Origin of the sequence: Oceanobacillus sp. FSL K6-0251, from assembly GCF_038004725.1 — a bacterium.
GTDB lineage: Bacteria > Bacillota > Bacilli > Bacillales > Amphibacillaceae > Oceanobacillus > Oceanobacillus oncorhynchi.
In genome coordinates, this window is sequence record NZ_JBBORS010000001.1 from 1,318,143 (window position 1) to 1,336,569 (window position 18,427).

General features: G+C 35.8%; 19 protein-coding genes and 2 pseudogenes. 17 read left to right on the forward strand and 4 right to left on the reverse strand.

Features of this window, described 5'->3' with window-relative positions:
* Positions 1-17 precede the first annotated feature (17 nt).
* The 7 genes from MKY45_RS06740 (at position 18) to MKY45_RS06770 (ending at position 6,157) form a co-directional block, all read left to right on the forward strand.
* Entirely contained in the window at positions 18-227 is a 210-nt protein-coding gene (locus tag MKY45_RS06740) for a hypothetical protein (RefSeq protein WP_341172762.1), read from the forward strand.
* Positions 217-2,451 carry a CD3337/EF1877 family mobilome membrane protein gene (locus tag MKY45_RS06745; RefSeq protein WP_341172763.1) on the forward strand — a complete coding sequence of 745 codons (2,235 nt, stop codon included), beginning with the start codon at positions 217-219 and terminating at the stop codon, positions 2,449-2,451. The genes MKY45_RS06740 and MKY45_RS06745 overlap by 11 nt, the downstream gene beginning before the upstream one ends.
* 35 nt (positions 2,452-2,486) lie before the next feature.
* Positions 2,487-3,590, forward strand: coding sequence for a lysozyme family protein (locus MKY45_RS06750; RefSeq protein WP_341172764.1), 1,104 nt, complete (start codon positions 2,487-2,489; stop codon positions 3,588-3,590).
* A gap of 12 nt (positions 3,591-3,602) precedes the next feature.
* Positions 3,603-4,103 (forward strand): hypothetical protein, encoded by a 501-nt coding sequence (locus MKY45_RS06755; RefSeq protein ID WP_341172765.1) that lies wholly within the window; start codon positions 3,603-3,605, stop codon positions 4,101-4,103.
* An 82-nt stretch (positions 4,104-4,185) separates the two neighbouring features.
* Positions 4,186-4,584 carry a hypothetical protein gene (locus MKY45_RS06760; RefSeq protein WP_341172766.1) on the forward strand — a complete coding sequence of 133 codons (399 nt, stop codon included), beginning with the start codon at positions 4,186-4,188 and terminating at the stop codon, positions 4,582-4,584.
* Between the two features lie 99 nt (positions 4,585-4,683).
* Positions 4,684-4,887: a DUF3173 domain-containing protein gene (locus MKY45_RS06765; protein WP_341172767.1), complete on the forward strand. Its 204-nt coding sequence runs from the start codon at positions 4,684-4,686 to the stop codon at positions 4,885-4,887.
* Complete coding sequence (locus MKY45_RS06770) at positions 4,880-6,157, forward strand: tyrosine-type recombinase/integrase (protein WP_341172768.1); 1,278 nt, start codon at positions 4,880-4,882, stop codon at positions 6,155-6,157. Before MKY45_RS06765 ends, MKY45_RS06770 begins: the two co-directional genes overlap by 8 nt.
* An 81-nt stretch (positions 6,158-6,238) precedes the next feature.
* Here MKY45_RS06770 and MKY45_RS06775 read toward each other — a convergent pair whose 3' ends face one another.
* The 3 genes from MKY45_RS06775 to MKY45_RS06785 form a co-directional block, all read right to left on the reverse strand.
* Positions 6,239-7,450: a site-specific integrase gene (locus tag MKY45_RS06775; protein WP_332094247.1), complete on the reverse strand. Its 1,212-nt coding sequence runs from the start codon at positions 7,448-7,450 to the stop codon at positions 6,239-6,241.
* 38 nt (positions 7,451-7,488) lie between these two features.
* Entirely contained in the window at positions 7,489-7,674 is a 186-nt protein-coding gene (locus MKY45_RS06780) for a DUF3173 domain-containing protein (protein WP_010097541.1), read from the reverse strand.
* A 505-nt stretch (positions 7,675-8,179) separates the two neighbouring features.
* On the reverse strand, positions 8,180-8,434 hold the full coding sequence (locus tag MKY45_RS06785; RefSeq protein ID WP_341172769.1) for a helix-turn-helix domain-containing protein: 255 nt from the start codon (positions 8,432-8,434) through the stop codon (positions 8,180-8,182).
* Positions 8,435-9,076: 642 nt separating this feature from the next.
* Here MKY45_RS06785 and MKY45_RS06790 point away from each other — a divergent pair.
* The 8 genes and pseudogenes from MKY45_RS06790 to MKY45_RS06820 all read left to right on the forward strand — a co-directional run bounded on the left by MKY45_RS06790 (position 9,077) and on the right by MKY45_RS06820 (position 15,523).
* Positions 9,077-10,435, forward strand: coding sequence for a transposase (locus MKY45_RS06790; protein ID WP_341172770.1), 1,359 nt, complete (start codon positions 9,077-9,079; stop codon positions 10,433-10,435).
* 312 nt (positions 10,436-10,747) lie between these two features.
* Entirely contained in the window at positions 10,748-11,035 is a 288-nt protein-coding gene (locus tag MKY45_RS23260) for a BtrH N-terminal domain-containing protein (RefSeq protein ID WP_077735397.1), read from the forward strand.
* Complete coding sequence (locus tag MKY45_RS06795) at positions 10,993-11,469, forward strand: DUF4872 domain-containing protein (protein ID WP_256205324.1); 477 nt, start codon at positions 10,993-10,995, stop codon at positions 11,467-11,469. Before MKY45_RS23260 ends, MKY45_RS06795 begins: the two co-directional genes overlap by 43 nt.
* Before the next feature lie 447 nt (positions 11,470-11,916).
* Positions 11,917-12,078: a helix-turn-helix transcriptional regulator gene (locus tag MKY45_RS06800; protein WP_018705595.1), complete on the forward strand. Its 162-nt coding sequence runs from the start codon at positions 11,917-11,919 to the stop codon at positions 12,076-12,078.
* Positions 12,020-12,433, forward strand: a pseudogene (locus MKY45_RS06805) (metal ABC transporter ATP-binding protein); the annotation flags it as partial. The gene MKY45_RS06800 and the pseudogene MKY45_RS06805, both read left to right, overlap by 59 nt.
* Positions 12,409-13,249 (forward strand): annotated as a pseudogene (locus tag MKY45_RS06810) (metal ABC transporter permease). The pseudogenes MKY45_RS06805 and MKY45_RS06810, both read left to right, overlap by 25 nt.
* A gap of 433 nt (positions 13,250-13,682) precedes the next feature.
* Positions 13,683-14,084 (forward strand): RrF2 family transcriptional regulator, encoded by a 402-nt coding sequence (locus MKY45_RS06815; protein WP_018705597.1) that lies wholly within the window; start codon positions 13,683-13,685, stop codon positions 14,082-14,084.
* A gap of 524 nt (positions 14,085-14,608) precedes the next feature.
* Positions 14,609-15,523, forward strand: coding sequence for an NAD(P)/FAD-dependent oxidoreductase (locus tag MKY45_RS06820; RefSeq protein WP_018705598.1), 915 nt, complete (start codon positions 14,609-14,611; stop codon positions 15,521-15,523).
* A 372-nt stretch (positions 15,524-15,895) separates the two neighbouring features.
* Here MKY45_RS06820 and MKY45_RS06825 read toward each other — a convergent pair whose 3' ends face one another.
* Positions 15,896-16,060: an IS3 family transposase gene (locus MKY45_RS06825; protein ID WP_328799779.1), complete on the reverse strand. Its 165-nt coding sequence runs from the start codon at positions 16,058-16,060 to the stop codon at positions 15,896-15,898.
* On the opposite strand from MKY45_RS06825, the gene MKY45_RS06830 reads away from it, so the two are divergent.
* Positions 16,028-16,990 (forward strand): VanZ family protein, encoded by a 963-nt coding sequence (locus MKY45_RS06830; RefSeq protein ID WP_256705924.1) that lies wholly within the window; start codon positions 16,028-16,030, stop codon positions 16,988-16,990. The genes MKY45_RS06825 and MKY45_RS06830 overlap by 33 nt on opposite strands.
* A gap of 135 nt (positions 16,991-17,125) precedes the next feature.
* Positions 17,126-18,300, forward strand: a protein-coding gene (locus MKY45_RS06835) for an IS3 family transposase (protein ID WP_139345697.1) whose coding sequence is annotated in 2 segments (ribosomal slippage) — positions 17,126-17,369 and positions 17,369-18,300 — 1,176 coding nt in all. Because the reading frame shifts where the segments join, the coding sequence is not laid out codon by codon here.
* Positions 18,301-18,427: the final 127 nt, after the last annotated feature.

The following is an 18,427-nucleotide window of genomic DNA, read 5'->3' on the forward strand; positions in this document are numbered from 1 at the left end:
TTGAAAGGTTGGTGATAATGATGGCTAATGAAATTTTTATGAGGTCTTTTATATCTGGTGTTTCTGGGAATTTTCAGATGCTAAAAAAACTAGAAGAAGGAAAAGAACGAGGGGAAATAGATACTGCATTTTTGGCTTATTGTAAAGGTGGAATAGATGCATGTGAAAGAATATTACAATTTGAGAAAGACTTGAACGAAAAGGAATGGAATGCCAGTGAAAAATAACAAAAATAAAAGATGGTTGTTAGGATTTATTGCTGCGTTAGTTTTTGGTTTAAGTTTGTCATCTATAACAAATGTATATGCAGAGGATAGCGAAGATAATGGTAATGATGAAAATTATATGCAAATGATTGGAGAAGATTTTGATGATGAATATTTAAAAGCTGCACTTTTTGTTGCACGATTTATATTTGATGTGGATATTGAATATGACCCCGAATCTTTTATGTCACTGCCAAATGATAATCAAGATACAGAAGAAACAGGCGGTATAGAGTTAGAAATAAATAGGTATGGTGTAGAGCGCTATATGGTTAATAATGAAGATACTTCGGGTTTGATTAATGGAAATTTAAACACTATAAGTAACGCTATTATGAGTATTAATCATCTAGTTGTGGAAATTACAGATTCCACATTTGAATATTTATTTAGTGTGGATCTATTGAATGAAATAGCTGATGATTTACAATCTGTTACGAATAATATTTATGATACTTTAAAAGATTATTTTGCAGAAATATTTGTAGTATTTCTGATGGGGTATTTGATGTATTTATTTGTAGCAAAAGGTTCTTTACAGGCTGTATTAAAAAAATCACTTATTTTTGTTTGCGTGGTAATTGTAGCTGGTTTTTGGATTGCAAACAGTAGTTTTTTACTAAAAACACTGAACTCCTGGGCGGAAGAAGGTCAAGGATTCTTAGTTGAAGCTGGTAATGGCATGTTAGATTTTTTGGATGAAAAAGAAGGCGTATATGCTGATATAGATAATATTGATGAAGATGCAACACTAGCTGGTACGATTGCGGTAATGCGTAATGTCTATTTTGATTTAGCATTAAAACGCCCATATTTGATGATTAATTATGATGAAACTAACGAAACAATAATTAACGAAAATGATGTTATTGGACAAGAATTTGGATTCGGTTTTGATGGATATAATAGAGTAGATAGATTGCTAGCACATGATTTATCTGCTGAAGCGATGGGTTATCGCACATTCTACGCAAAAGCAGAAAATTATCAAGAAGGTAATCAGAACATGGGCGCTGGAGGTGCATGGAAACAGTTTGGATTAGTGTTCGTTACTTTAATTACAACATTTTTTATAAGTATCCCTTTTGCTGTACTTGGCGCATTAAATTTCCTATTGCAATTATTATTATTAGCAATAGCTTTTGTTATCCCATTTGCAGCAATTATAAGTTATATACCGCAAATGGCACAGACTCTCTTTAAGACTTTTGGTAAATTAGCTGGTGTTCTTGTGCTTAAAGTGCTTTTAGGCATTTTTATTTTATTTTTATACCTCATTGCATTTTTAGCAAATCAGATGATACCACCAGATTCAATTGGTATGTATTATTTAAATGTTATTGTATTGGCTGGATTAATGTTCTTTTTGATGATAAAAAGAAATGCTGTTATTAGCTTTATGACAGCTGGTTATGTTGCGTCAATGGATAAAAATATTATGTCAAATATCCATCAGGGAATGGGTAAAATGAAAAAGGATGTTCAAGGTGCTGGTAAAGACATAAAGAGTAGATTTATGCCTTCAAGCAAACCTAATAAACCAACAAAATCAAGTCAATCGAATAAGGCAAAAAATGATGATAATAAAGCAGCGAAAGAGAATTCTAAAACCAACTCTAAATCTGGACAAGAAAAAGACGTTAATCGTACACCACAATTACCCAAAACGGATAAAGAGAATAGCAGAGTAGTCAAGAATAAAAAACAAACACCGATTGAACGTACGAAACAGCTATTTTCTCGAAATAAAAAAAGTCAACAAAATGATAAACAACAACAGCAAAACCTTTCTTCTGGAAAAGATAAGGAATCAATCAGTAAAAATAGTAAGAAAGGACAGCCGAATAATAAACCGATTGTTCTTAATAAGGACTACAAAGCAAAGAAAAATAGCCAGCCACTGAAATTGGGTGGAACGCAAAAAAAAAGTAAGAAAGACAATTTAAGTTTTAGTAATTTTGAGTATGGTGGTACGGAACGGAAATTAAAAACAACACGAAATAAACAAGATCTGAATTTAGATGATAAGAAACAGGATATTAATGAAAGAGAAGGAGTGAATAAGAATAAGAAAATAAACTATGAAAACCGTTTGTATAACCAGTATAACGTGGAAAGAAATAAAGAGATAGAATCAGTGGAAGATAAGAAAAAGGATAGAAATATAGATAAAGGATTGTCTTAATAAGGCAGTCCTTTTTTATATGTAGGTGGTGCTAAATGAGTAGATTAAAAAATAATCGTTTATATAAAAAGTTGCCTATTAAATATAGATTAATTATTACATTAGCTGTAATGCTTGTGACTGTTTTATTTTTTATTATTATTCTTTTATTTCTTCTTGTAGCTAGCAGTTATATTCAAGAAAATGAATTTTTAGAAAGATTTTTGAGTAGTGATAATGGTCAAGAAGAACAAGAACAAAAACCAGTATCTGGTGCGTATATTGTTTCTGGAATTGCGCCAGAGGTAACTCGTTACGAAGAATATTTTAGAAAGTATGCAAAAGAAAATGGTATAGAAGAACATACGGAAATCATCATGGCAATGACTATGCAAGAATCTGGTGGTAGATATTCAGATGTAATGCAATCGTCTGAATCATTAGGATTACCAGTTAATACTCTTAACGACCCGGAAAAATCAATTGAACAAGGGGTTAAATACTTTTCTCAAACATTGGATGAAGCAGGGGGGGACGTTGAATTAGCCTTACAAGCCTATAATATGGGGAGTGGTTTTATCAATTATGTAGATGAACACAATGATGGAGAATATAGTAAAGAGATGGCTAAACAATTTAGTGATGAAATGGCTGGAAAAATGGGTTGGTCAAGGTACGGCGATATTAATTACGTAGATAATGTAATGCGTTATTTGGAAAAAGATGAATCAGTATTAGCTGCAAAAGATGGTGAATGGGCATTACCTTTAGATGAAATTAGAACAACATCTGAATTTGGAATGAGAACGCATCCTGTAACTGGTGAAACAGAGTCATTTCATGGAGGGTTGGATTTTGCTTGCACACCAGAAGATGACATTATGGCTGTCAAAGATGGAGAAGTAGTTGAAGCCATTCATAGTAATGTTGGTTATGGTAACTATGTTACCGTTCAACATTCAGAAAATGAATTTAGTCGTTATGCCCATATGACATCACTGTCTGTATCAGTTGGGGATAGTGTTAGTCAAGGTGACTCTCTAGGCAAGTGTGGTACAACTGGCTCTAGTACAGGTAATCACTTGCATTTGGAGCATATGACGGAATTAGGTCAAGCACATCCAAATAAAACTGATCCAAGAGAAACATTAGGATTATAAAGAGGTGAGATAATGAAAAAATACGGTTTGATTTTAGCCATAACCATTGTATTAATAGGGTTTAATACTTTTCAGTTTATTGAAAGGTCTAATTTGAAAAATGAATTAATCCAAAAAGAAAGTGAATTAAATGAAATGGCTGCCAATAATGATACGGTATATTTTGAAGCTGGAGAAGTAGCAGAAAAATTTATTTTAAGTTACTTTAATTATAATCATTTCCCAAAAAAAGAAGATGTAAAGGATTATTTATCTCCAGCAATTATAAATGAATTAAATTTTTCTTCATCAGAGGAATATGAGGAAGAAATGAGTGATATAAATTCTTCTGTAAATGATTTAAATATTTATTTAGGGGATGCTGTGGATGGAAGGCAAAAGGTATTAGGTGTATTTGATAATGTTTTAGAAATATATGATGGAGAAAGTAAAGTTCAATCAATTATTGAAATGAATCTAGAAAATAATGATGATGGTTGGCAAATTGTAGATTTTAGTTTTTTTCAATATTAGTTTTGTGTTACCCTGTAAATAATATAATTTTTTCGGTGGGGTGATATTTATTTTTAAAAGTTTGAAGGTGATAGGATTAATTTTGTTATTTGTTATGCTTAGTGCTTGTGGAAATATAAGTGCAGATAATGTTGAGAATAATAATATAGAAACCGAAGAAGGAAATAATATAACAGATGATGAATTAATAGATTTAGCATTTAAAGAAGATGAAAAAAATGATAATCAAGGAGTTTATGAACCAGATTTTGGTGACGATAAGAGAAGTGTATCTGACATTATGATATGGGATGAAAAAGATAAAAAGTATATAAAAATTGATATGAATTGGCAAAATGTAGAAAATAGAATTAGTACACTTTTTTATGAATATAAAGAAGATGGTTCGCTAAGAGCAATTATCTATGATGAAGATAGAGAGCCTATTGAAGCAAATGAACCAGATTATATAGAGAAACAAGGAGAAATTATTAAGGAATGAGAGAAAAAATGTTGTCATAAATAATACATGGATTTGAAAGAGCAGATTAAAACGTCTGCTCTTTTTTTATGTCTTTAAATAAAAAAGGAGGAAATCGATATGAATAAAACTATTTCAAAAAATGAATTAAAAGACATGGGTTTTTTACAAAATCAAGCAGTTGAGATTATTAGACAAGCAAAGTATTACATGGTTCAACAAGGTTATCCTTATTACAATAATAAGCGACTTGGTAGAGTTCCATGTCACGCAGTTGAAAATATTATCGGTGTATCCTTTGAGGAAAGTGGTACAAATGGCTAAAACTAAATATAAAGGGGTTTATACAGACAGTAGTGGAGGCTACTTCTATCATATTGAATTAGGAGTAGATAAGGTAACAGGTGAAAGAATTCAAAAGAAAGCTAGAAAAAATAATAATGGTGAAAAATTTAAATCTGCTAGAGAAGCTTATAAGGAAGCAACTAGAATAAGAAATGAATACCTTAGCCAAAATGGTTATGCTAATTACAGGCTTAAATTTGGTGAGTTTATGGATTTGTTTTTTTTTCCACATTATCAATCAAACGTAGAAGAGAGTACCTGGATATCAAGAAAACCTGTTTTTGAAATGATTAAGGATAGATTTTCTGATAAAGTGCTAAGAGAGATTGATGTAAGAGATTGTGAAGCTTATAGAACTTGGCTCTTGAACGAACCCGGTTATTCACAAAATTATGCCGGGTTGATCTATGGAGGATTTAGACAAGCAATGGAGTATGCTGTGACTTTGGAATTTTTAGAGAAAAATGTTTCGAAGAAAACAAAAGCAATATCAAAAGCGAAAAGTATTGTTGGGTATTGGACAAAAGAGGAATTTGAAAAGGTTATTTCAGTAATTTATACTCATAACTTTTACGAGCATATGTGCTTTGTTGCAATATGGTTATATTATATGACAGGGGTAAGGGTGAGTGAAGGCTTGGCTCTTTACTGGAATGATGTTGATTTCGAGAAGAAAAAGTTAAGGATTCATCATACTTTACAATATAAGACATCAAAAGATTTCATAAGAAAGCCATATACTAAAACGGTAGACGGAATACGAACAATATCTTTAGATGATGATACATTGGCAATCTTGCAAAACTGGAAACAAGTACAATCAGAGCATGGAATAGAAGATTTCATATTAAGTTATACTGGATTACCTGTTCATCGGTCAACGATTCCTAGAATAGTAACTAGGTATGCAAAAATCGCTAAAGTTAAAGATATACAAGCTAAGGGTTTAAGGCATTCTCATGTTAGCTATTTAATTAATGAATTTAATGCTGATGTTTTAGTTGTAGCACAAAGGTTAGGGCATAGTTCGCCAGAAATAACTCTAAAACATTATGCACATTTGTGGAGTAGAAATGATGAACCTCTTGCTGAAAAAATGGCAGGGAATATTAAATTTAATTTTTCTAAGGAAACTTATATGGATTTCAATGGAAATCAAAATATTAAGATGGAATTGGTTCCCTACCAAAACCCTACCATAGGGGAAAATAAATTGTCTGAATGCAATGATAGCAAGGGTTCAAGGTAGACCGTCTACTATTGAGTGGGAGTAGTAGAAGGAGAGCGGAAACCCCTTTGTTTATAAGGGTTTCGGCTCTTTTCCCTATTGTCATTGCATTGTTATTGCATTATTTGTTTCTAAGTCCTTACGCAAATATTGAACTGTGAATTGATTTTTGGGAGAAGTATCTTTATTTTCAGTTGCAGTTTGATAAGACAATATACCTTTTAGTTTATGAGCGACCTCAAAATTACTGTTTGGATACAAATGTCCATAGGTGCCGAGTGTCGTTTCAATATCTTCATGTCCTAGGCGATCTTTAATAATTAATGGGTTTTCTCCCATACTAATAAGCAGAGAAGCGTGAGAATGTCTTAAAGCATGTAATCTTATTCGATGAACCCCAGCCTTTTTTGAATAACGTGTAATGGCATTTGCTAACGTATGCTTTTGTGTAGGGATACCATTATAGCTCATCACAAAATTGGTTTGGACGATAGATTGCTGCTTTTCCTTCCATTCGTGGAGTAACATTAATGTATCCTCATCTAATGCAATATGACGGACACTAGCTTTTGTTTTTGGTTCTACAAAAGAATAGTTATCTAAATTCTTATAGTAAAGTGTTTTATTGATTGATAACAAACCTTTGTCAAAGTCAATATCTTCCCATTGAATCGCAGTGGCTTCTCCAATTCGCATGCCTGTCATAAACAAAAGCCACAATGAAATAAATAAAAAATGTTGATAGTAGTCTTCCTTATAAAAAAGGGAGATGACTTTTTCAAATTCTTCTTTTGTCCAAAAATCTATTTTTGTCTTTGTCTTTTTTACATTTCCAACAATTTTCGATGGATTACTTTCGGTTAAACCTAAAACAACAGCTCGATCCATTGCCATGGAAAACAACCCTTGAACATTTCTAATATAAGAAGAACGATACTTCTTTTTAGATAATGCTAATTGCCATTTTTGAACATGAATTGGGGTAATTTCTGATGTGAATAAGTTATCAAAAAAAGTGAAATGTTTTCTTACAGTCGGTAATCGATTATCGTACGTTCTTCCTTTTACTTGTGTTTTATACCAAGGTAAGAAAATATCTTCAATAAACTGTCGAAATAAAATGTCCTCTTGTTTTTCTTCTAAGGAGTCTGACTTTGTTAGTAGTAACTTAGAATATTCTTCCCTTGCTTCTTTTTTGGTCTTAAAACCACTACGGTACTTCTGGATTTGCTTACCAGTGATGGGATGATAGCCTAAATTTGCCCTAAAATAATAAGTTCCGTTCTTTGCCTTTTTGATGATATCTTTAGTCATGATTTCACTCCTTACGCAATTAGTGCAAGAAGTACAAATCACACGTCTAAAGTTATCCCTAATACTTCCTCTACAGCTTCTTTAGGAACACGATCCAACTTTTTAGATTGATAATACGTGTGGCCCTTTGAAATCATTAGTTTTTTGCATTCTCTAATGATATCAGCTGAATAAGAAGGACCATAACCTAGTGCTATCAAGTCTTTTTTAGTGACTGTGACCATATAAACTCCTTTCCATAGACTAGGATATGCTATTTGATATCTGTCTATTATTATATCGCGTCTATAAAACTAATTCTAATACGTTGCGTGAATTTGGCTCTTGCACTAAAAAAAGGTCTTATTCTCATAACTTAATAGTTACTGTAACTTATCTTGTTAAACTGAAAGTCAAAAATCAGACGGCTGTTGGTCACAGCTCCACGGGAATTTCACCCCTGCAAGTATTGCTTCCAGCCCTATTCATAGCTTGCGACGCTTCAAACGCTCGAACCATGACGATAGAGGAGTATCATTATCCTGACTGATGGGTTATCGCCAGCAATCCACCACGATTGTTTTAGACAACGTATTATTTCGCTCGTTCCATGTTGGAAGTCTTGGCGTACTTGTCAGGTTGCTTATCATCAGCAGAATGTATCTGATTTTTGTTATACGGCATGGCGTTATCTTCCATGCTTTCTTTGTCAAAGAACAAATAATATAATGAAAGGGGAAATCTCTCTACTTAAATTTTGAAAGTTAAAATAGACTGCATTAGTTTGGAACGCAAACGATCACGTGTATCTTCATCGATACCCCAATAAATGTTCCCGCGCTCATCACGAAGCTTACGCATGGACAGACTGGTCATGCAGCTTCCATAATGCAGAATAACTACTTTCATTGCTTCTAGCTCACCCTTATTTGCAGCTAAAATAATTGGGTACGGCAATAAACCACGCTCGTTGTTTTCAACATTAGAATTAATCATCCCATTCATCTGCATGTTCCTCCAAAAAACGTCTTAACGGTTTAAAGAACTCGTTCGCCTATACTGTACAGTACTAACGTGGAATGTTGAACAATTGATCAATTTTTACATCAGAAAGATTAAAAAAGTAGTATAGTAGGATGATAGTACGCTTCTCAACTGGCAAGCTATGCATCGCTTTTGCAAGAAGTGTAGGAGTAATTCTCTTACCAGCTACTTGAAGTCCTTCTATTTCTTCTCCCTTTTAGTGTTTGTCTAAGGTATAGAGCTGTTTTTCTTCTAGCGGTGTTAAATTTGAAAATGTTATCTCCGTTTCTGCCTTTCTTTGTATATGTTGATTGCTTCATTTTTCAGTACTCGCTTACAAAAAGCGTTAAATGCACAACGCACCTGCCGTTCGGTACCATACACTCAACTCTCTTCGAAACTGCAAAGATGGGTGATGATTTCCCCTTTCATTACCTTCAACAAGTTTTTTTGTAAAATGCCAAAAATCAGAGAAAAATTTTTAAAAAAACAATAACACGAGTTAATTTCATAATCCCGAGCCCTTGGGGCTCAAGGCTTTCAAGACGTAAAAAAATAGGCACCTCCCCAAATCCTGTATAATGTAAGTTACCACACAAACATAACAGACTGGAGAGATGCCCTATGTCCATTATACGTCAACCAAGCCTATTTGACATGCATGAATTATATGAGTTGGAACCTACCCACCACTTTGAGGCTGTTTTTTCGACAATCGATCTGAATCCTTTTTGGAATCTTTTCGATAAACCAAAAAAAGTAGGTGCCCCAAGAGAACTGAATTATGGTGCCATGGTCTATTCACTTATCGCTCGTATGGTGGAGCGTATCGTGACAATCAAGGACCTAATCAAACGGTTAAAACGTGACCCGGTTTTTCGATATGACTGTGGGTTTCTTCACTCGGACCAAATTCCATCTGAAGCCTCCTATTCAAGGATGATTACTGTCATCAGCGAATCAAATGTGATGACACATATCCATGATGAACTGATTCTACTTGCCATCAACGAGGGGCATATCAGCGATGAAAACATCGCCTTCGTTGCCACGCATTTTGAGGCAAGAGATCGTGCGCAAGCCTCCAAAAAGAAAGAAAAGCAGACATCGAAAAAGCGCGGACGCAAGCCGAAGGTGGAACGAGAGCAATGGTTAAAGGAAAAACAGGCTGCCGAAAACGCACGCCCGATTTATGAGAAAGAGATTGTTCACCAGCTATCCGAATCAGTGGAAACGTTGTATAAAGAAGCTCCCATCGAACCAAAATGGGGAATCAAGAAAAACAGTGATGGGAAAAATACCTTCTGGTTTGGTTATAAAGGACATTTAGCCGTCAGCACAAAGAGTCAATACATTCTAACGGGTATAATGACGTCAGGAAATCTCAATGATGGGAAGGCAGCCATCCCATTATTGAAGAAAATTGATCGGGATCTTCCAGCTTTATTTACCGCCGGTCTTTTCGATGCAGGTTATGATTATGAGCCCATATATCAGCAATTAACCAATCAGAATCTACAGGCTGTCATCCCATATAACCAGCGCAATGAAAGGGAAGTAGTTGGATACGATGAACATTTCGCACCTACATGCGTCCGGGAACATTCTTATCGTTACGACAGCTTCGACCAGAAGTACAAGACACTGAAATACACACGTCCAAAAGAATGTACAGTTTGCCCATTGCGACTCGATTCCCTTTGTCAAATGACCTTTAAAATCAGGCAATCGACGGATATCCGCAAGTACACACATCCAGCTAGAGGTTCGAAAAAGTGGAATGAACTTTACAAGGAACGCACAGCTGTTGAACGGGTTAATGCGTACTTAAAGGAATTCTTTGGACTCAATAATGTCCGTCATCGGACCGGTAAGAAAGCCAGGCTTCACTTCCAATTGGTGACGCTTGTTTACAATGCCTCAAAATTAGCCGCAGACCGGATCAGACTAGAAATGGAGCAACATTCGTTAAAAACAGCGTGATTAAATCGCAATACCTTTTTAAAAAAACATTAAAAAACATCGTAGGGTAACTCAACCCATTTTCAAAAACGTCAATTATGAAATCGATTCACACAACTGAATATTAACAGTTGGGTAGAATCATTTTTAATATTTAATATAAAGGACCAAAAGAAGAAATACTTTAAATGTCAAACTCTATTTTATTACAATTCCATAAAAACTGATCGAACAAAATAATGAATAATACAAAAATAAAGTTTTTTAAAGTCATTTCTTATCTGTTAAACGTAATTAAACATGAAAGGTCTAGCTAAATAAAATAGTAAGAACATAAAAAGGGAGGCTTGGGAACATGTTAGACAAAACATAGATCAAGGAGTTGTAGTAGACTTAAAGCTTGACAGTTATTACTTCACTAATAAGGTACAATTTGCTGGTCATTATGTGGCAATGTATGGATATGACGACAGTTTTGCCTACCTGATTGATACAAAGCAACAGGGGGGAATGGTAAAAACAAGTCTTGAAAATTTGGCATTGGCAAGAAACGAAAAAGGTCCAATGTCTCAAAAAATCTGTCTTATACCATTAAGAAAAAAGAGGATATGCCAAATTTAAAGGATGTGATTATAACAGCAATCAAAAATAACGCTTTAGATTATAAGAATCCTCCTATCAAAAATTTGGGCTATAAAGGTATTAAGAAAACAATTGTAGAGATTAAGAAGTGGTTTGAGAGAAGTGAAAATATTGAGGATGATTTAGTTTTAGCAGCCACACTAATGGAGCGAGGGGGAACTGGAGAATCCCTATTTAGAAATATGTATAGAGATTTCTTAAAAGAATGTTTGAGTATAGTTGATTATACTCCTTTACAAAATGGATATATTCTATTTACTAAAATCGCACCTATGTGGGAGGAGGTATCTAAGCTTATTAATAAGGCTGGAGAGACTCATGAATTACTATTCCTAAATCAGGCTTCTGATATTCTTTTAGAGTTATCAAACAAAGAATATGAAGCAATGAATCAACTATCAAGAATCTGTTGACTGCGATGCTTTCAAAAAATGAGTTTTAGAAAAGTGGATTCATGATTCTTGTTCCATTGGGGGGGGATTGGGAACGGCTTCATACTGCCTTTGTTGCACCTCCTTTGGGCTCCCGTACATCTTTCGCAGCGGCCGGATGCGGCTTCTTACCGTATTTTCCCCAACTTCAATTTCCGGATCGTGCTCCTTTAGCCAGTCCCATATTTGAGTAGCGGAGAGGTCGGGGTATTCCCTCTGATTCTGGCAATGTATTGTTAAGGTATGAGTTGAAAAAAAGATATAGAAAATATCGACTACTTGCTGTGCTAACAGGTTATGAAAATTAACTAATTCGTTTGGTTTATGTTGGTATGATTTATTACGTAAAGGCAACTGTCTGGATCGAGCGCAAAATGACAGGATTTAGAGAAGTTAATAAGGTAACATGCCATTAAAGGAGTGAACCATATGGCACTGGTAGAATCATTACAAAAGACAATCGAATACATGGAAGCCCATCTGCTGGATGACATCACGATCAAAGACATTGCTGAACAAGCTCATCTATCTCCCGAGCACTGTACTAGAACTGGTGCAGTCAGGGCGTTTTCAAAGAGGCAAATGGTTTAAAAGGTTAGATAAAGAAGATAAAGGGCATGTTCGTCGTTCCCTTGAATCAGTGGGAATGTGGGAGATGCATCATAAAAAGATAGGGGAATTATCAGGTGGATAAAAGCAGCGGATATCAATTGCTCGTGTGTTCTCAACAGATCCAGATTTGTTTATATTAGATGAACCTACAATTGGAATGGATGTACGTTCACGTAATGAATTTTATAAATTATTGAAGCACAATAGTACAGAGCATGACAAGGGTATCTTAATGGTTACACACGATCATGAAGAGATTCGTCACTACGCTAATAAACACATTGAGTTGATACGGAAGGAGGACTCACCTTGGAGATGTTTTTCTATGGATTGATGCAAAGAGCTTTCCAAGCTTCATTTTTAATCTCATTAATCACTCCAATATTAGGATTGTTTTTGGTATTGCGTAGGCAATCACTAATGGCAGATACTTTATCCCATGTCTCGTTATCTGGGGTAGCGCTTGGTCTGTTAATTGGCATCAATCCGACATGTACCAATATTCTCGTGGTAATCATTATCGCAACTCTGCTTGCATTTTTGCGTCAAATTTATCGCACATATTCTGAAATTTCGATTGCCATATTAATGTCTGTCGGAATGGCAGTAGCGCTTGTCCTGATGGAAATAAGTGCTGGTGGAATTACATTAAGTGTAACACAATTTCTATTCGGTTCAATTGTTACTATTCACAAAACAAATATGGATGTTACTAGGATTAACGATAATTATCGGATTATTATATTTAATATATCGAAAACCTATGTATGTTCTTACATTTGATGAGGAAACAGCTTTTAAAGCTGGCCTGCCTATTAAAACGATGTCGATTTTGTTTAATGTGTTAACAGGGGTCACAATAGCAGTAATAATGCCGATTGTCGGGGCTTTACTTGTCTCAGCCATTATCATTTTACCTGCAGCTATATCGCTTCGTTTAAGCAAAAGCTTCTACGGTGTCATATTAAATGAAATGGTCATTGCACTTGTCGGCATGTTAAGTGGTTTAGTCACTTCTTATGAATTGGGTACACCACCAGGCGCTTCCATCACAATAATTTTAATGTTGATTTTTGCAATCATAACACTTGCAAAGTACATGTTACATTACTTGAAATTTGATAGACTATTTAATAAAAGTCAAGGCTAGAATGAAATAAGCAGAAAAGACAAATCGAGTTTACATCGTAGAATTGTTATTTCAAATAATAAATTCCAAAACTCTACTTAATTCACAATGTATGAAAATCATTGAAGCCTTCAAACCAAATATATAAATAATTATAAAAAAGAACTAAAAGAATATTTCTACAAGCTATTATTAGAAAGAAGGATAGGTTATAAGCTGTTATATTAAGTTGGGGGCATAGATTGACAATATCGTAGTAATGTGTCTGCATAATAATATATAAGAGAAGCATTACCATTCATAACGAGAGAAATGGGGTTTTATAGTCACGATTAGAGCATTTTCAAGAAGTTCGACTAGCTGCTATAATATAATAGCCCATGCATTATACTTGGAGTTTAACAACATTCAAGTTATTATAGATAAATAAAATCCTTAATTAGGGTGATGATGAATGAAGTTTTCAAAGGCTACAGATTATGCTCTACATACGATGCTTTTTCTTACTGCAGCGACTCCGGATAAACCTGTGGGCGTTCAGCTGCTTGCTGAGAAGCAAAAGGTGTCACCAACTTATCTGTCCAAGATACTGACCAAGCTAGTAAAGGCTGGTATGATTGAATCCATAACAGGAGTGAATGGTGGATATAGACTGAAACGAAATTGGGAGGATATTTCGTTTCTTGACATTATTCATGCAATTGAGGGATCTGCCTCTTTGTTTGATTGTAGTTTCGATCATGGACCAGATTGTCCGATTCAAAGAGTAGTATTGGAAGCAGAGGAAAAAATGGAAGAGCATTTGAGAAATAAAAAAATGTCCGATCTTGTGCGGGAAATGAACATCGTTTTCTAGCACATATTCTTTCAACCAATTATAGATAATAAGTGTCTCTATAGTCTTTAATGAAATTATAATAAAAAATTAGGAGAATCCAAAAATGAACATGTATAAAAGGACCGTATAAGTTGATTCAAGATACAGCGATTTTTAATCCGGTATTGTGAAACGATGTCCCCGGAAGATTATAGGAAAGAGATCGAAAGTTAAGGAAGAGTTTCTGTACGTAGTCTGCATATTCATATCGCTGACTGTCATCGAATTTTACTAGGGATTTATGACTGAAAAATCTATATACAGAGTAAAATCAGCGCCTATCGATGATGTTTCAAAGATGTGCAAATTATTTAAAAGTCGAATGAGCTAGTGGATAAGTTCTTATGTAAGGAGGTGATGCCAACATGTAACATAGTAGCAGAGTGAGAATACAGTATTTCAGTAGTACTGGTTAGGTCTTAACTACATATGAGATGTACAGAGTAATTATTGGGCGTATACACATTTGGAAAGTTAAACTAATAAGAGGAAGGGAGTTAATCATGAAGGAAGTTGATGTTGTTATTATTGGAGGAGGTCCTGCTGGTTTAAGCGCTGGACTTATACTAGGACGGGCTAGGAAGAAGACGTTGATTATCGATGAGGGGCAACCGCGTAATGCAGTGACTAGAGAGGCTCATGCCTTTTTAACACGTGATGGCATTAGCCCACATGAATTTAGAAATATTGCTAAATCGCAGCTTCACACTTATCCGTCAGTTTCACATTTGGAAGATACTATCGAGTTGATAGAAGGTGAAGATGGTCAATTTTTGTTGGAAACTGCTTCAGGGTTGAAGATAGCCACTAGAAAACTGTTGTTTGCTATCGGAATGAAGGATCGCGATCTTGGCATACCAGGGTTGGCGGAGGTCTATGGTAAGAGCGCATTTGTATGCCCGTATTGTGATGGCTGGGAACTAAGAGATCAGCAATTAGTTGTCATAAACAGAGGAGCAGCGCTAATGCATTTTGTCCCATTGATTTACGGGTGGACAAAGCAGTTTGTAGTTTGTACAAATGGTCCCAATGAATTAAGTGAAGCAGAACGTGAAGAATTGCGTGCGCATAATATCCCGTTATTTCATTCACCAATTCATTCCATCCAATCAAATCAAGGCATGGTAAGGCATGTTAAGCTTGAGGATGGAACAGAAATTCCATGCACAGGAATTTTCTTCAAGGCAGAATTGGTACTTGGATCGGAATTACCTGTCGCACTTGGTTGCCGGATGTTGGATACTGGAATAATTGAAGTCGATGAGTTTGGAAAAACAAGTGTACCTGGTGTTTATGCAGCTGGGGATGCAACTACACACTTGCACCAATCTATTGTTGCAGCTGCTTCAGGAGCTGTATCCGCAGCCGCAATAAACGGAGAATTAAATCGAGAAGAATGGCATAAGAACAACGTTTGATTCAAATTCTAAATATATTTATAAAGAGGACTTTAAATTTATAATGTACCCTTTGTAAAAGACACTTTTATAAGGCCAAGCTACTTGAAGAAAGTGATTCCAGTACTATGAAATACTCCTCATTACCATTTATGAATCAACTCTTTAGAAAAGGTGGCAGGGTCACTCCTGCACGATTTGCCACTGTGCAAAAATAGTCCTAAAACAGGTCTGTCAATAAATTTGTGGAATTGACCGTAAAAAAATTTAGTCGGTGTGGAGGATAATCCTGTCCACGAAGCGGATAGACAACCAGAGGTGCGATTATTTCCACAAAAAAGGAGCCATTCCTTCTTTAGACTGTACCCTTTGTAAAGGACAATCATAAAAAAGCTAGGCAGACTTAAGAAGGTGATCTCTGTATTGAATAGGGGTCATCAGGTTCCATTGATATCTGTAACGGTTATAGTAAATCATGTATTTTAAACATGACTTTTGATACACTGTTTCAGGAGGTGTTTTTATATGACTGCCAAGGGCAAAATAACATTGCCACAAAAACGTACAGTTATTTTTACCGTAACTATTCTTTATACTATTTTGATACTATATTTTATTTTTTTCGCTTTCGGCAGAATAGGTGCATTTGCAAGCACGACTGGGGTCACCTTTATTTTTTTTCCGATTGAGTTCTACCATTTGCCAAAGATTTCTGATTTTCTGCATCCTACTCTGATGGATTTCGTAGATCTAGGAAATGTGGCAGCCTTTATTCCATTCGGCATATTGATTCTATTGTTATTCCGTGTGAAGTTTATTCGTTTCTTTTCATTGTTCTTCCTGTCTATTCTCGTGATCGAAACCATACAGGCACTAACTTTGCTCGGAAGCTTTGATATTAACGATGCCATTCAAAACTCTCTAGGCGCAAGCATCGGATTCGGAGCGTACAAACTAGGGTATCGAACAAAAAACTTTTGGCTAAATATGGCTATTACCGTTATCACGTGTATTGTTATTCTAATCGGGGTATTAGCAATTTGCGGAATTGTGGAGAAAACGTTCACCAAAGCAGAGGGTCCCTTTATAGCTTTAAATGAACTGAAAAATAGTTCCGGGCATACAACAGCGGGAACAAAACCGTACAGCTTTAAAGTTAGCGGTCAAAACGTCGAACCTGGATATAATATATTTGGCGCCAAAGGCAAAGGAAGTGAAACCTACACTTATACGTCCAAGAAGGAGATTATTTTTTCATTTTATTATGGAATACCGGACTTAATGGATAGTGATGGAAGTATACGAGTTTTAGTCGATGGTCGTGAGGTATTATCCGGCTCTGGAACGGAGCAACTGAATTATCCGGAATTGTTTCCACAAATGTTTGAAATTCCACTTGAACGTGCAAGTAAGATTACGATAATCGTTAAGGGGAATGAAAAGCTTTGGGATGTAGGGTTTAGGGAAATGAAATATTTCTGGAAATGATTCAAACGTTTTGTTCAAGATAATGGTCTTTTTTCTTTTTCCCACCCCAAACATGTGGTGCTAGTATATTTTCATGGACACATCCTAGTTAGTTTCATAATTTTTGAGGAATAAGATTAAGAAGAGGTGTGTCCAATGAAAGGCCATAATAAAAACCAAAATAAATTTAATGAAGATTTCAAAAGGATGGTTGTGGAATTATATCAATCTGGCACTCCAGTCAAGCAATTAACCAGCGAATATGGTGCATCTGATGTCTCCATTTATAATTGGGTCAAAAAGTTTTCTCCCGTCAAATTTGAAGATGGAACCGTGGCAACGGCGGATGACTATACCAAGATTCAAAAGGAGCTTCGCCGGCTGCAGGAAGAAAATGAAATCTTAAAAAAGGCTATGGCCATATTCGCGAAAAGGTAAGCCAATCTGCAGTAGCTTCCGTGATTGATCAACATAAAGACCAACATCCCATCCAAACTATGTGTGAAGTCTTGGAATTGCCGCGAAGCTCCTACTACCTAACACTCCAAGAAACCGAATCCAAGCGTGAGCGGGAAAACAAGGAGCTGACAAAAAGGATCAAAGAGATCCACGAAGAAAGCAAAGGACGTTATGGAGCCCCAAAAATTCACCAATATCTCTGTGCGGAAGGATATAGAGTAAGTCTGAAACGTGTACAGAGACTGATGAAAAAAGAGGGCATCCGTTCCATCGTCATTAAAAAATATCGGCCAACACCAAGCAAAGAAACAGTTATCGAACGCGAGAATATCCTGGCCAGGGACTTTTCTACGACCACCATCAATGAAAAATGGGTGGCCGATATTACGTATATCCATACATTAAAGGATGGCTGGTGCTACCTTGCTTCTGTGATGGACCTGCATTCAAAGAAAATCGTAGGCTATTCCTTTTCTTGTACAATGACAACAGACCTGGTGATTAAAGCATTGGATAACGCCTATGCCACGCATCTACCACCAGAGGAGTTAATTCTGCACAGTGACTTGGGTTCCCAATATACGAGTGAGGCTTTCATGGAAGAGGCTGAGTCAAAAAAGATCAGACAATCATTCAGTCGAAAGGGCTGCCCGTACGATAACGCCTGTATTGAATCCTTCCATGCTATTTTGAAGAAGGAAGAAATACATCACGTAACTTATCTGGATTACGCCTCTGCAAAGATTCATCTCTTCCAATACATTGAAGGCTGGTATAATCGAAAGCGAATGCATGGCAGCCTTCAATATAAGACCCCACAACAGGTTGAAGATGAAATCCGGGTGGCGGCTAAGTCACTGCATCATGTCTGAGCACGGCGCTTTACATGGAGGGGGGGCATGTTAGGCTCGTCCGCCTGCGAAAGGATTGTTTGACCCTTTCGCCCTTCGCAAGACACCCATGCCCATAGAGGCTCCATGTCAAGCGACATAGACCAAC